Genomic DNA, 13,322 nt, shown 5'->3' on the forward strand with positions numbered 1-13,322 from the left:
AAAGCAGCCTGCACTTTGCCCGATGACGCCACATTGCAATAATTTGAACAATTTTGCATTGAAATGATTGTTAAAGCCCCAAAAATCGCCTATTCTTACGGCTTTATTTTCTGCACGCGCCCAAAGCAGCCTGCACTTTAATAGAAAGACGCTCAATCATTATGAAATCGCCCATTTGGAAAACGATTGCCCTATACACACTCGGCGCATTCAGCGGCGTTGCCATCAGCATCGGCGCACAAAGTTTCGCCGCCAATCCGAAAAACACTACCACCAACGAATCCCTGCCCATCGAATCTTTGCGCACCATGGCAGAGGTGTATGGCCAAATCAAAGCCAATTACGTGGACAACCAAACCGATGCCAAACTGCTGGAAAATGCGGTGAAAGGCATGGTATCCGGACTGGACCCGCATTCCGAATACATGGACAGGAAAGATTTTCAGGACATGCGCGAAAGCACGTCGGGCGAATTTGGCGGGCTGGGCATGGAAATCGGTTCAGAAGACGGCTTCGTGAAAGTGATTGCCCCCATTGAAGACACGCCTGCGGAACGCGCTGGTGTGAAAAGTGGCGACTTTATCGTGAAAATCGACGGCGAATCCACGCACGGCATGAGCGTGAACGATGCCGTGAAACGGATGCGCGGCAAACCCGGCACATCGATTACGCTGACCCTGTCGCGCAAAGATGCCAACAAACCCATCGTCATCACGCTGACCCGCGCCACCATCAAAGTCCGCAGCGTGCGCCACCACCTGCTGGAAAACGGCTACGGCTACGTGCGCATCACCCAGTTCCAAGAACGCACCGTGCCTGCTTTGGCCGAAGCCATTGCCGCATTGACCAAAGAAAACGCCGCGCCGCTCAAAGGCCTGGTGCTGGATTTGCGCGACGACCCGGGCGGCCTGCTGAACGGCGCTGTGGGCGTTTCGGCCGCCTTTTTGCCGCGTGATGTCACCGTGGTCAGCACCAAAGGCCGCAGCGACAACCGCGAATCCATCACCCTGAAAGCGCGCCCCGAAGACTATCTGCTCACTTCCGGCGCAGACCCGCTGGCCGCATTGCCCGCCGAAATCAAAAACATTCCTTTAACGGTGCTGATTAACTCTGGTTCGGCTTCGGCTTCGGAAATCGTGGCCGGTGCGCTGCAAGACCACAAACGCGCCGTGATTGTCGGCACGCGCAGTTTCGGCAAAGGCTCGGTGCAGTCGATTATCCCCGTATCGACCGGCGGCGCCATCAAACTGACCACCGCGCTGTATTACACGCCGAACGACCGCTCCATCCAAGCCACCGGTATTGTGCCGGACGTGGAAGTGCTGGACAAAAACCGCGTGTTTGAAAGCCGAGAAGCCGATTTGAACGGCCACATCGGCAATCCGCTGGGCGCGGACGATGTGAAAGGCGGTGTGGTGCAGGCTGCTTCTGAAGCGGCTTCATCCGCCAAACGCGAACCCGAAGAGAAACCGAAAGACGAAGATTTGTCTTCGCGCCGCAAACCGAATCCGGAAAAAGACGCGCAACTGCGTAAGGCACTGGATTTGCTCAAAGCGCCGGACCAATGGAAGAGCTCTTTGGGCCTCGCCGCCAGCAAACCTGCTCCGGCAAAAAACAGCAGCAGCCGCAATAGCAATAAATAATCTGCCCTGATGCACAACGAAAACATCGCATTTCCAAAAGCAGCCTGCACGGAAATGCGATGTTTTTTATATGGATAAATTGATATGCTGGTTTACGAACGTGGCGCGTTCAAACCAAAATTCGGTTGCAGCAAGGCACAAGTGCGGCGCCCCCTTCCACGGCGGCGGCTGCTCATCGGTGCAACAGGTGCGGGCGGCGGTGCGGCAGTTTCCGCATTGGCAGCAGAGGAACGTTGCGCCTGGCGTTTGCTGCCGCGTTCGGAACGCTGCCGTGCAACGGGTGCAAGCTGCTTTTGCTGCTCCCAGCTCGGCTCGAAATGCTCAATACGCGAAATCGGCAATTCGTTACCGGTCAATGCCTTAATCGCATCATACATTTTCTGTTCCGACTCATCCATCATGGAAATGGCAACACCATCCGCGCCGGCCCGGCCCGTACGGCCGATGCGGTGCACATAATCTTCCGCCTGTACCGGCATTTCATAGTTCACCACGAACGGCAGCTCGGCAATATCCAAACCGCGCGCCGCCACATCGGTCGCTACCAAAACGCGCAGGCTGCCTGCTTTAAACTGGCTCAATACGTCCAACCGTGTCTGCTGCGATTTATCGCCGTGAATCGCGCTGACGGAAAGCCCGCGCCGCGCTAAATCACGCGCCACTTGGTCGGCAGACTGCTTGGTTTTGCAGAACACAATCACTTGCTGCATACCCAAATCCACAATCAAACGTTCCAGTAAATCACGCTTACGGTGCGTATCCACCGCAATCACATGTTGCTCCACATTGGCATTGGTGGTGTTTTGCGCGGCCACCTCCACCACTTCGGGCGAGTGCATGAAATCTTGCGCCAATTTACGGATAGCCGGAGCAAACGTGGCTGAGAAAAGCAGCGTCTGGCGCGGGCGCGGCAGCATTTGCATGATGTTGCGGATATCGTCGATAAAGCCCATATCCAGCATGCGGTCGGCCTCGTCCAGCACCACAATTTCCACTTTGTTCAGCACAATATTTTTTTGTTTGACATGGTCAAGCAAGCGCCCAACGGTTGCCACGACAATTTCGCAGCCTGAACGCAACTGCGCCGTTTGCTTATCCATGTTCACGCCGCCGAACAATACCGTATGGCGCAACGGCAGGTTTTTGATATAGCGCTGGGTATTTTGGTCGATTTGGTCGGCCAATTCGCGCGTTGGCGTCAACACCAACATGCGCACAGGGTGCATGGCGGGAGAGGCGCTGGCATTGGCATAACGTTTCAGCCGCTCCAAGCTCGGCAGCATAAAGGCCGCCGTTTTGCCCGTGCCGGTCTGCGCCGCCGCCAATAAATCATGCCCCGCCAATGCTTTGGGTATGGCGGCTTCCTGAATCGGAGTGGGCTGCTGATAGCCCTGCTCTTCCAAAGCAGCAACGATTTCCGCCCCCAAACCCAATTCCGCAAATTTATTCATAATAATGTTTCCCGTTCAGAAGGAACAATGTGAAAAAACCGCCTCCCTTGCAGAGAGACGGTTTCACCGATGATGATTATTTCTTATGCATACGCAAATAATCCAAAGTTTTCAGCTCGGCAATCGCTGCCGCCAAAGCAGCCTGCGCCTTCGCCTGCGCCTCTCCGTCTTTTGCTTGCGATAAGTCTTGCTCTGCCGCACGTTTTGCTTCTTCAGCACGCGCCTGATCCATTTCGGTACTACGTATTGCAACGTCCGCCAAGATGGTAATTTTATCAGGCTGCACTTCCAAAACGCCACCGGATACGGCAACGAGCACTTCTTCATTAGAGCCAGCTTGTGTCAAACGCAATGCACCAGGGCGCACCAAACTCATAATCGGTTCATGGCGCGGGTAAATACCTAATTCGCCGGACAGTGTCGGCACTACCACAAAACTCGCTTCACCTGAATAAATTTGGTCTTCGTTACTGACTACTTCAACTTGCATGACACTCATGCCAACCTCCTTAATTTAAGGTTTTCGCTTTTTCAACAGCCTCTTCAATGCCGCCAACCATATAGAACGCTTGTTCTGGCAAGTGGTCATATTCGCCGTTCAAAATCGCTTTGAAACCTGCAATTGTGTCACGCAATGCAACATATTTACCTGGAGAGCCTGTAAATACTTCTGCTACATGGAAAGGTTGAGACAAGAAACGTTGGATTTTACGTGCACGGATTACTGTCAGTTTGTCTTCATCAGACAACTCATCCATACCCAAGATGGCGATAATATCGCGCAATTCTTTATATTTCTGCAACGTTGATTGTACGCCGCGCGCCACATCATAGTGTTCTTGGCCCAATACCATCGGATCTAATTGACGCGAAGTAGAATCCAAAGGATCCACAGCAGGATAAATACCCAAAGAGGCAATATCACGGCTCAATACCACGGTCGCATCCAAGTGGGCAAATGTTGTTGCCGGAGACGGGTCAGTCAAGTCGTCCGCAGGTACATAAACGGCCTGGATCGAAGTAATGGAGCCAGTTTGTGTAGAAGTAATACGCTCTTGCAAACGACCCATTTCTTCTGCCAGCGTCGGCTGATAACCTACCGCAGACGGCATACGACCCAGCAATGCGGAAACTTCCGTACCCGCCAAAGTATAACGGTAGATGTTGTCCACAAAGAACAATACATCGCGGCCTTTGCCGTTTTCGTCTTTCTCATCGCGGAAATGCTCGGCCATAGACAAACCGGTCAAAGCAACGCGCAAACGGTTACCCGGAGGTTCGTTCATCTGGCCATACACCATGGCCACTTTATCCAATACGTTGGAATCTTTCATCTCATGGTAGAAGTCGTTACCTTCACGAGTACGCTCGCCCACGCCTGCAAACACAGATAAACCACTGTGTGCTTTTGCAATATTGTTGATCAATTCCATCATATTAACGGTTTTGCCCACACCGGCACCACCGAACAAACCAACCTTACCGCCTTTGGCAAAGGGGCAAAGCAAGTCAATCACTTTAATGCCTGTCTCCAACAATTCTGTTGTGCTGGACAGCTCATCAAATTTAGGTGCAGGCTGGTGAATCGCGCGTGTTTGGTCGGAACCGATAGGACCTGCTTCATCCACAGGATTACCCAACACGTCCATAATACGACCCAATGTCGCTTTGCCCACCGGCACAGTGATTGGCGCACCAGTATTGTTCACGGCTAAGCCGCGTTTTAAACCATCGGTACTACCCATTGCAATGGTACGCACCACGCCGTCGCCCAGTTGTTGTTGGACTTCCAATGTCAAGTCCACATCAACCAGCTTCAGCGCATCATAAACACGAGGGATTGCATCACGTGGAAATTCCACGTCTACTACTGCACCAATGATTTGTACGATTTTGCCTTGGCTCATTATCGTATCCTAATTTCTTTGGTCAAAGTGCAGGCTGCTTTTTACACAGCCGCCGCACCTGCCACAATTTCTGACAACTCTGTAGTAATTGCTGCTTGGCGCGATTTATTGTAAACCAAGCGCAATTCTTTAATCGCATTACCGGCATTATCGGTAGCGGCTTTCATCGCCACCATACGTGCAGCCTGCTCGGCAGCCATATTTTCGCTTAATGCGCGATATACTACAGACTCTAAATAACGGCGAACTAAATACTCCAACACAGCAACAGGACTGGGTTCGTAACGGTATTCCCAGTTGTATTTGTCGGGAACAGGTTCGCTCAAAGCACCTTTGCCAATCGGCAGCAGCACTTCTGAACGTGGTTCCTGCTTCATCGTGTTAACAAAATGAGAGCTGATCAGATGGATAATATCCAAATCATGTTTCTCATAACGTTGGAATATCTCTGTCAATGCCCCCAAAATGATTTCCATTTTAGGCGTATCACCCAAATTGGTCACACTGGCAATCACATTCAACCCAACGCGCTGACACGCAGCCAAACCTTTGCTACCCAAACATACGACCTCAACGGCAACACCCTGCTCGTGGTATTCCTGTACTTGAGCAAAAAACTTTTTCAGTACATTTGCATTCAAACCGCCGCACAGGCCTTTATCCGTTGTAATTAAGATAATCCCCGCGCGACGAATTTCCTGACGCGATTCCAACAGTTGGATACCGTGGTCTTCCTGTGTTTGCGCCAAATGACTCATCACTATGCTGACACGGTCTGCATATGGACGAGCCAAGCGCATACGCTCTTGAGTCTTCCGCATTTTAGAGGTTGACACCATTTGCATCGCTTTGGTAATTTTTTGCGTATTTTGTACGCTGCGAATTTTGGTGAGAATCTCTTTTCCTACTGCCATTTCAAGACTCCTTTCGACGCTTATGCTGCGTAATTGTAAGAAGCCTTGAACGATTTCATTGCATCGGACAATGCTTGTTCATCTTCGCCGGACATCGCACCTGATGCATTGATTGCAGCCAAAGTTTCAGGTTTTTGCGTGCGCACAAAACTCAAAAACTCCGCTTCAAAGGCCAATGCTTTTGATACAGGGACATCGGAATATGAACCGTTGTTAATTGCCCACAATGTCAATGCCATTTCTGCCGTATCCAACGTACTGAATTGTTTTTGTTTCATCAATTCAGTTACCACTTCACCGTGTTGGAGTTGCTTGCGAGTTGCCTCATCCAAATCAGATGCGAATTGCGAGAATGCAGCCAATTCACGATACTGTGCCAACGCCAAACGGATACCGCCGCCCAATTTCTTAATAACTTTGGTCTGTGCAGCACCACCAACGCGAGATACGGAAATACCCGCATTGATTGCCGGACGGATACCGGAATTGAACAAATCAGTTTCCAAGAAAATCTGACCGTCTGTAATCGAAATCACGTTGGTCGGTACGAAAGCAGATACGTCGCCGGCCTGAGTTTCAATGATTGGCAAAGCAGTCAAAGAACCCGTTTTTCCTTTAACCTCGCCGTTCGTCAATTTTTCAACTTCGTCGGCATTGATACGCGCGGCACGTTCCAGTAAGCGTGAGTGCAAGTAGAACACATCGCCAGGATATGCTTCGCGGCCTGGTGGACGACGCAACAACAAAGAAATTTGACGGTAAGCAACCGCTTGTTTAGACAAATCATCATAAACAATCAGCGCATCTTCGCCGATATCGCGGAAATACTCGCCCATCGTGCAGCCTGCATATGGCGCGATAAATTGCAATGCCGCGGCTTCAGACGCTGTGGCTGCTACAACAATGGTATGTTCCATTGCGCCATGTTCTTCCAATTTACGCACCACGTTGGCGATAGAAGATGCTTTTTGGCCGACAGCAACGTAAATACAAATAACGCCTGTACCTTTTTGATTGACGATGGCATCCAACGCAACCGCAGTTTTACCTGTTTGGCGGTCACCAATGATCAATTCGCGCTGGCCACGGCCAACAGGAACCATAGAGTCAATGGCTTTCAAACCAGTCTGCATTGGCTGGTCAACAGATTGACGCGCAATCACGCCCGGCGCAATTTTTTCGATAGGCGCGGTTTTCGATGCGTTAATCGGACCTTTACCATCAATCGGCTGACCCAATGCATTCACAACACGACCAACCAGCTCGCGACCAATAGGCACTTCCAAAATACGGCCTGTGCACTTAACTTCGTCGCCTTCTGTAATATGTTCGTATTCACCAAGAATTACAGCACCGACAGAATCACGCTCCAAGTTCATAGCCAAACCGAACGTATTGCCGGGAAACTCCAACATCTCCCCTTGCATCACATCGGACAAGCCATATACACGCACAATACCATCGGTAACAGAAATCACCGTACCGCGAGTACGCGCCTCTGTTTTGGTATTTAAATTTTCAATTTTAGCTTTCAGCAAATCACTGATTTCCGCAGGATTAATTTGCATGAAACCCTCCTAATTCATCATAGTCGTGTACAGTTGCTGCAATTTGCCCTGCACAGACAAATCCAATATTTGGTCGCCCATAACCACTTTTACACCGCCAATCAATTCGGGATCGGTTTTAAAAGTAGCCTGCAAACGCACGTTAAAACGCTGCTCCAAATCACTTACAATTTTCGCACCTTGACCTTCGCTGGCAACATCATACGCCGTATAAATAATTGCCTGCTTTGCCTGATCTTTCTGCAAAACCAGCGATTTATAATGGTTGAAAATTTCGGGCAACGCCATCAAACGTTTTTCTTGGGCAACCACACAGATGAAGTTTTTAAACTCTGCGCTTTTAACTGCCTCAACGCCGTCCATCAACCGAATAATATCCATCGCCTTTTGCTCTGCATCAGAGCTTGAGTCTTGCAGCAAGCCGCTCATTTTAGGCTGTTCAACCAGCCATGCCAGCTGAGCCAAACCGTCTAACCAGCTCTGCGTTTGTGCTTTTTCCTCCGCCAATTCATATAATGCCTTGGCATACGGACGGGCAACAGTTGCGAACTCTATCATAGACTCACAGCTCCTGTTTTAAGGTACTCAGCATTTGTGCATGTTGCGCCTCATTTACCTCATGACGCAAAATCGCTTCCGCACCTTTCACCGCCAATGCAGCCACCTGTTCACGCAAAGCTTCGCGGGCACGGTTGATTTCCTGCTCCACATCCGCCTTTGCTTGGGCTGAAATGCGCGCTGCTTCAGAAGCAGCCTGCACTTTTGCATCTTCTACAATTTGTGCTGCGCGTTTTTCAGCATTAGCGACCATTTCGGCAACTTGGCTGCGTCCATCAGTCAAGAGTTCTGCAACTTTCTTTTCTGCCTGTTCAAAATCGCTTTTACCGCGCTCGGCAGCCGCCAAGCCTTCTGCGATTTTGTCGGCACGCTCATCCAACGCTTTTGCAATCGGTGGCCACACAAACTTCATGGTAAACCAAACCAATCCAAAAAATACAAGGACTTGCGCAATTAAGGTTGCATTTAAATTCACTTTGCCTACCCTCGTTATAGGGATTAATCAATACGTTCTACACTAATCCGGATTAGCCGGCAAACGGGCGAACGAAGGCAAACAGCAACGCAACTGCAACACCGATCAAGAATGCCGCATCGATCAAACCAGCAATCAAGAACAATTTGGTTTGCAATGGACCAATCAACTCTGGCTGACGCGCAGAAGATTCCAAATATTTAGAACCTACCATTGCAATGCCGATAGAAGCACCCAATGCGCCCAAAGAAACAATCAAACCACATGCAATAGCGATCAAACCTGCATCCATAATAAACTCCTAAAAAGAAAGGTTAAACAACATTAAAGAAACTAAATCTTAGTGATGGTCGTGTGCTTGTCCAATATAGACAAAAGCCAGAGCCATAAAGATAAACGCCTGCAAAGTAATGACCAAAATATGGAAAATTGCCCATGCCAAGCCGGCCAAAATATGGAAAACAAACAGCACAGGATCCAACAGGCTCACACTGCCGGAAGCCGCCCAAGCGCCACCCAGCAAGGCAATCAGCATAAACACCAATTCGCCTGCATACATATTACCAAACAAACGCATACCGTGAGAGACGGTTTTGGAGAAAAACTCCATAATATTCATTACAAAATTGATAGGGCCAAGCTTAGGGCCGAACGGCGCAGAAAACATTTCGTGCATCCAGCCCCCGAATCCTTTGATTTTAATGCTGTAATAAATACAAGTCAGCAAAACTCCGATAGCAAGCGCCAAAGTCGTATTCAAATCAGCAGTAGGAACAACGCGCAACAACGCATGGTGTTCGCCCGTCATGCCTTGGAAAACGCGCGGCAGTAAATCAACCGGCAGCATATCCATCGCATTCATCAGGAAAATCCACACAAACAGTGTCAGCCCCAAAGGTGCAACCACTTTGCGCGATTGTTCATTATGGATGATACCTTTGCACATATCGTCCACAAATTCATACAAAATTTCAACGGCAGCCTGAAAACGGCCGGGCACACCCGAAGTGGCTGTGCGTGCGCCGCGCCACAGCAAGAAACTGCCCAAAATGCCGAGCACGACAGCAAAGAAAATCGCATCAATATTGAAAAATGAAAAATCGGCGATGTTTTGCAAACCTTGACCTTCGGTCACATCTGAAAGACTGGTTAAGCTTTGCAAATGGTGTTTGATATAATCTGCAGGCGCAATGACTTCACTTGCCATGACGATGAACCTTTAAGAAAAATAAAAAAGCGAAATGACTGGCACTCAACAGCCCGATAAAGTAAGCAATAAAATGCAGGCTGCCATACAGCACGAACGACAGTACCATCAAAACCAGACACAATATTATTTTTAATGCTTCTGCAAGAATAAACCCAGACCCTGCCAGCGCAGGATAAGGGCGCAGAAATTTTAAAAGCAATACCGCTGCAAATGTCGGGACAATATAGGAAAAGCCGCCCAATATGAGCGAAAACGCTGGAATGTCGCCCCCAATTGCCCACGCGGCCGCTGCCAGCAAGCCGATTGTAATTAACTGTAATCCAACCAATCTAAACACGCAGCCGTCCGAATATCTCTTTTGCAAGCAGCGCAAATATAATCAAACACCCCGATAGAGTCAAGCAAATTCGTTAATTCTTGTGAATTTTGTCTTTTGTAAAACGCGCTACCAGTGTTGCACGACCGCAAAAGCAGCCTGCACCTGCCTGCATCACCGACAGCAAATAAAAAATATGTTATGATAACGCGTTTTATCTATTGTCTGTTTTAAGGAGTATTTTTATGGCCGGGCATAGCAAGTGGGCGAATATCCAACACAAAAAAGCACGTCAAGATGCAAAACGCGGCAAAATCTTTACCAAACTGATTAAAGAAATTACGATTGCGGCCAAACAGGGCGGCGGAGACCCGAACGCGAACCCGCGCCTGCGTTTGGCCATGGAAAAGGCATGGGATGCCAATATGCCGAAGGACAACGTGCAACGCGCCATCGACAAAGGCACGGGCAATTTGGAAGGCGTGGAATACATCGAACTACGTTACGAAGGCTACGGCATCGGCGGCGCGGCGGTGATGGTGGATTGCATGACCGACAACAAAACGCGTACGGTGGCCGATGTGCGGCATGCCTTCACCAAAAACGGCGGCAACCTGGGCACGGACGGCTGCGTGGCGTTCAACTTCGTCCACCAAGGCTACCTGCTCTACACCAATGCGGATGAAGACGCTTTGATGGAAGCCGCTTTGGAAGCAGGCGCGGAAGACGTGATTGCCGACGAAGAAGGCGTGATTGAAGTGATTACCGCGCCGACAGACTGGGCGAACGTGAAAACCGCACTGGAACAGGCCGGCTTCAAAGCGGAAGACGGCGACGTGACCATGCGTCCGCAAACCACCACCGAATTGAGCGGCGCGGAAGCCGAAAAAATGCAAAAACTGATTGACGCGCTGGAAGATTTGGACGACGTGCAGAATGTGTACACTTCCGCCGTTTTGGATTTGGGCGATTAAACCCGCACCATTTTTATTTTTAAACGTGCAGGCTGCTTTTTAACAAGCCGCAGCCTGCCACCTCTGTTTTTCAATATCGACAACGGAAATACCCATGAAATCTTATACACTTATGCTGGCTGCCGCCTTGGCGCTGGCCGCCTGCAAAGGACAACCCGAAAACGTCCAACAGGCACAGGCTGATGCCCAACCCACACCTATCGCCGCGTCCGATGCACCCATCGCATCCGCACCGGCCGCCGCACCCGCAGGCCCCATCAGCAGCAAAGACGGCGTGTTCCAATTCACGGCCGACGGCAATTTCAGCGACAGCCTGAACGAAAGCAGCCTGCACCCTGAAAACCTGGGCGCAGAGCAAATCACCCTGTTGCAATACGATGCCGACCGCAACCTCACGCTGACCGCCGTGCAATATGGCAAAGCCGAAGGCGACAGCAAAGCCGTGTTCGGCAAAATTAAAGCGCAAATCGAAAAAGAGAAATCGCTGGCCAACGTGAAAATCGGCGAAGCAAAAGACGCGCAGATGACATACTCTTTCGAGCGCAAGACCGGTGAAGACACCACATCCGAAAGCTGCATTGCCCACATATCCGCTGAAAAACAAGTCAGCAGCATCTGTGCCAGCAGCACCGAATTGTCGGCGGACGATTTGGCGAAATTCCTGGCGCAAACCGTTCAAGTCAAATCGTAACGGATTGCCGATAAAAAACCTTTGCACGGAATCTCATTCCCATGCAAAGGTTTTTTGCTATTTGCGCCGCAAGCGTTGCCGCAGCAGCCATTTCATGCGGATACGGATGTCGTAGCCCACCGAGTTCATGCCGAGCATAAACAAAATCAGCGATACGGGCAGCGTGAAATGGTAGCCCAAATATTGATAGCCCCACGTGCCGATAACACCGCCGCCGATAAAACTGCCCAATATGCCCAGCAAAAACCGCATTTTGGGCCGGTTCACATTCACGGAGGGCAGGCGCGGGTTGGTATCGCGCCGGTAATACAGCATTTTCGATAATTCGATGCCCAAATCGGTGGCGGCACCGGTCATGTGGGTGGAGCGGATGACGCTGCCGGAAAGCACGGTCAGCACGGTGTTGTGCATACCCATGATGAACGACAGCAGCCACACGGTCGGATGCACCAGCGACCAGCCTTGGTTCAGGCCGAAGCCGAGCAGGCCGAAAAACAGCAGATACAGCGCTTCCAGCCACATCGACATGCCGTAGCTGCTGCGGAACTTCTGCCGCTTTGCCCACAAAATCAGCCAACTGGCGTGCGCCGAGCCAAGCACGAACGCCACCACGCCCGCCATAGCCAGCAGTGCCAAAAACCATTGGCGCGCGTATAACTCGTTGGCGGTGTGCGACAATGCGCCGGTAATGTGCGACGTAAAACTATTGACGGCGAAAAATCCGCCCGCGTTAATCGCGCCGGCCAGCCCGGTCATTAGGTAGCCCAATGCGCGGAAATGGCTGTCGGAAATTTCGCCCGAATGCAGATAGGGCCGGTCGGAATACCAAAACCAATGTTTGTTCTGCCGCGGCATCGGCCTGCCTCCTTTTGCAGTTGGATATGCGTCCGTAAAACATCCGTAAAAAAGCAGCCTGCACTTTGCGGTATTCGGAAAAGTGCAGGCTGCTTTGTGCGGCGGTTAGGCTGCTTGGTCAAAGCGGCGTTGTGCTTCGTCCCAGTTCACCACGTTCCAGAATTCTTTGATGTAGTCCGGACGGCGGTTTTGGAATTTCAAATAATATGAGTGCTCCCAAACGTCCAGGCAGAACAGCGGCGTGCCTGAGCAGCCTGCAATTTCTTTGCCCATCAAAGGCGAATCTTGATTGGGCGTGGACACTACTTTCAGTTTGCCGCCTTCGGCCACCAGCCAAGCCCAGCCGGAACCGAAACGGGTTTGCGCCGCTTTTTCAAATTCTGCCTTGAATGCGTCCACGCTGCCGAAATCGCGCTCGATGGCGGCTTTCAGGCTGCCGCCCAAAACCGTGCCTTTTTTCAGCGATGCCCAGAAGAATGTGTGGTTGGCATGGCCGCCCACGTTGTTGCGCACGGCGGTTTGTTTGTCGGCCGGCAGTTCGGCAATGCGCGAAATCACTTCGTCGGCGCTCAATGCGGAAAACTCAGGCATGCCCAATGCTTCAACGGCGGCGTTGGCATTGTTCACATAAGTTTGGTGGTGTTTGCCGTGGTGGATTTCCATTGTGCGCGCGTCGAAATGCGGTTCCAATGCGTCATAGGCATAGCCCAGTTCAGGTAAAGTAAAAGCCATGGTTGTGTTCCTTCTTATCGTAAGTGTG

The 13,322-nt window shown here is 50.7% G+C and carries 15 protein-coding genes; 3 read left to right on the top strand and 12 right to left on the bottom strand.

The genetic code is table 11. The features are described 5' to 3' along the window. Window positions 1-161: 161 nt before the first annotated feature. Window positions 162-1,643: a S41 family peptidase gene (locus HMPREF9098_RS05500; protein WP_003782765.1), complete on the top strand. Its 1,482-nt coding sequence runs from the start codon at window positions 162-164 to the stop codon at window positions 1,641-1,643. 92 nt (window positions 1,644-1,735) lie between these two features. Here the strand turns inward: HMPREF9098_RS05500 and HMPREF9098_RS05505 are convergent, their stop codons facing one another. From HMPREF9098_RS05505 to HMPREF9098_RS05550, 10 genes are all read right to left on the bottom strand, one after another. Then, on the bottom strand, window positions 1,736-3,094 hold the full coding sequence (locus tag HMPREF9098_RS05505; protein ID WP_003782768.1) for a DEAD/DEAH box helicase: 1,359 nt from the start codon (window positions 3,092-3,094) through the stop codon (window positions 1,736-1,738). Between the two features lie 76 nt (window positions 3,095-3,170). Next, a complete protein-coding gene (locus HMPREF9098_RS05510) occupies window positions 3,171-3,593 on the bottom strand; it encodes a F0F1 ATP synthase subunit epsilon (protein ID WP_003782770.1) in 423 nt (140 codons plus the stop codon). Between the two features lie 10 nt (window positions 3,594-3,603). Next, window positions 3,604-5,001, bottom strand: a complete 1,398-nt coding sequence (atpD, locus tag HMPREF9098_RS05515) for a F0F1 ATP synthase subunit beta (RefSeq protein WP_003782772.1) — start codon at window positions 4,999-5,001, stop codon at window positions 3,604-3,606. A gap of 41 nt (window positions 5,002-5,042) precedes the next feature. After that, window positions 5,043-5,915 (bottom strand): F0F1 ATP synthase subunit gamma, encoded by an 873-nt coding sequence (gene atpG / locus HMPREF9098_RS05520; RefSeq protein WP_003782774.1) that lies wholly within the window; start codon window positions 5,913-5,915, stop codon window positions 5,043-5,045. A 20-nt stretch (window positions 5,916-5,935) separates the two neighbouring features. Then, window positions 5,936-7,483, bottom strand: a complete 1,548-nt coding sequence (gene atpA, locus HMPREF9098_RS05525) for a F0F1 ATP synthase subunit alpha (RefSeq protein ID WP_003782775.1) — start codon at window positions 7,481-7,483, stop codon at window positions 5,936-5,938. A 9-nt stretch (window positions 7,484-7,492) separates the two neighbouring features. After that, window positions 7,493-8,041, bottom strand: a complete 549-nt coding sequence (locus HMPREF9098_RS05530) for a F0F1 ATP synthase subunit delta (protein ID WP_003782776.1) — start codon at window positions 8,039-8,041, stop codon at window positions 7,493-7,495. A gap of 4 nt (window positions 8,042-8,045) precedes the next feature. After that, window positions 8,046-8,516: a F0F1 ATP synthase subunit B gene (locus HMPREF9098_RS05535; protein WP_040564297.1), complete on the bottom strand. Its 471-nt coding sequence runs from the start codon at window positions 8,514-8,516 to the stop codon at window positions 8,046-8,048. Window positions 8,517-8,568: 52 nt separating this feature from the next. After that, on the bottom strand, window positions 8,569-8,808 hold the full coding sequence (gene atpE, locus HMPREF9098_RS05540; protein ID WP_003782778.1) for a F0F1 ATP synthase subunit C: 240 nt from the start codon (window positions 8,806-8,808) through the stop codon (window positions 8,569-8,571). 48 nt (window positions 8,809-8,856) lie between these two features. Then, a complete protein-coding gene (gene atpB / locus HMPREF9098_RS05545; RefSeq protein WP_003782779.1) occupies window positions 8,857-9,723 on the bottom strand; it encodes a F0F1 ATP synthase subunit A in 867 nt (288 codons plus the stop codon). Further along, entirely contained in the window at window positions 9,713-10,063 is a 351-nt protein-coding gene (locus tag HMPREF9098_RS05550) for an ATP synthase subunit I (RefSeq protein ID WP_003782780.1), read from the bottom strand. Before HMPREF9098_RS05550 ends, atpB begins: the two co-directional genes overlap by 11 nt. 224 nt (window positions 10,064-10,287) lie before the next feature. Here HMPREF9098_RS05550 and HMPREF9098_RS05555 point away from each other — a divergent pair, with 224 nt between their 5' ends. Next, a complete protein-coding gene (locus tag HMPREF9098_RS05555) occupies window positions 10,288-11,016 on the top strand; it encodes a YebC/PmpR family DNA-binding transcriptional regulator (RefSeq protein WP_003782781.1) in 729 nt (242 codons plus the stop codon). Window positions 11,017-11,110: 94 nt separating this feature from the next. Then, complete coding sequence (locus HMPREF9098_RS05560) at window positions 11,111-11,707, top strand: hypothetical protein (protein ID WP_003782782.1); 597 nt, start codon at window positions 11,111-11,113, stop codon at window positions 11,705-11,707. Window positions 11,708-11,764: 57 nt separating this feature from the next. Here HMPREF9098_RS05560 and HMPREF9098_RS05565 read toward each other — a convergent pair whose 3' ends face one another. Together HMPREF9098_RS05565 and sodA are read right to left on the bottom strand one after the other, a co-directional pair. Further along, a complete protein-coding gene (locus HMPREF9098_RS05565; RefSeq protein ID WP_003782783.1) occupies window positions 11,765-12,562 on the bottom strand; it encodes a YoaK family protein in 798 nt (265 codons plus the stop codon). 105 nt (window positions 12,563-12,667) lie between these two features. Next, window positions 12,668-13,294 (bottom strand): superoxide dismutase [Mn], encoded by a 627-nt coding sequence (gene sodA, locus HMPREF9098_RS05570; protein ID WP_003782785.1) that lies wholly within the window; start codon window positions 13,292-13,294, stop codon window positions 12,668-12,670. Window positions 13,295-13,322: the final 28 nt, after the last annotated feature.

Origin of the sequence: Kingella denitrificans ATCC 33394 (assembly GCF_000190695.1) — a bacterium.
GTDB classification, from domain to species: domain Bacteria; phylum Pseudomonadota; class Gammaproteobacteria; order Burkholderiales; family Neisseriaceae; genus Kingella_A; species Kingella_A denitrificans.

What these genes read in the sequence shown, in the direction of transcription:
- atpA (WP_003782775.1), bottom strand. Translation starts at nt 7,483, where the DNA reads ATGCAAATTAATCCTGCGGAAATCAGTGATTTGCTGAAAGCTAAAATT.
- atpD (WP_003782772.1), bottom strand. Translation starts at nt 5,001, where the DNA reads ATGAGCCAAGGCAAAATCGTACAAATCATTGGTGCAGTAGTAGACGTG.
- HMPREF9098_RS05555 (WP_003782781.1), top strand. Translation starts at nt 10,288, where the DNA reads ATGGCCGGGCATAGCAAGTGGGCGAATATCCAACACAAAAAAGCACGT.
- sodA (WP_003782785.1), bottom strand. Translation starts at nt 13,294, where the DNA reads ATGGCTTTTACTTTACCTGAACTGGGCTATGCCTATGACGCATTGGAA.
- HMPREF9098_RS05500 (WP_003782765.1), top strand. Translation starts at nt 162, where the DNA reads ATGAAATCGCCCATTTGGAAAACGATTGCCCTATACACACTCGGCGCA.
- HMPREF9098_RS05560 (WP_003782782.1), top strand. Translation starts at nt 11,111, where the DNA reads ATGAAATCTTATACACTTATGCTGGCTGCCGCCTTGGCGCTGGCCGCC.
- atpE (WP_003782778.1), bottom strand. Translation starts at nt 8,808, where the DNA reads ATGGATGCAGGTTTGATCGCTATTGCATGTGGTTTGATTGTTTCTTTG.
- HMPREF9098_RS05505 (WP_003782768.1), bottom strand. Translation starts at nt 3,094, where the DNA reads ATGAATAAATTTGCGGAATTGGGTTTGGGGGCGGAAATCGTTGCTGCT.
- atpG (WP_003782774.1), bottom strand. Translation starts at nt 5,915, where the DNA reads ATGGCAGTAGGAAAAGAGATTCTCACCAAAATTCGCAGCGTACAAAAT.
- HMPREF9098_RS05510 (WP_003782770.1), bottom strand. Translation starts at nt 3,593, where the DNA reads ATGAGTGTCATGCAAGTTGAAGTAGTCAGTAACGAAGACCAAATTTAT.
- HMPREF9098_RS05565 (WP_003782783.1), bottom strand. Translation starts at nt 12,562, where the DNA reads ATGCCGCGGCAGAACAAACATTGGTTTTGGTATTCCGACCGGCCCTAT.
- HMPREF9098_RS05530 (WP_003782776.1), bottom strand. Translation starts at nt 8,041, where the DNA reads ATGATAGAGTTCGCAACTGTTGCCCGTCCGTATGCCAAGGCATTATAT.
- atpB (WP_003782779.1), bottom strand. Translation starts at nt 9,723, where the DNA reads ATGGCAAGTGAAGTCATTGCGCCTGCAGATTATATCAAACACCATTTG.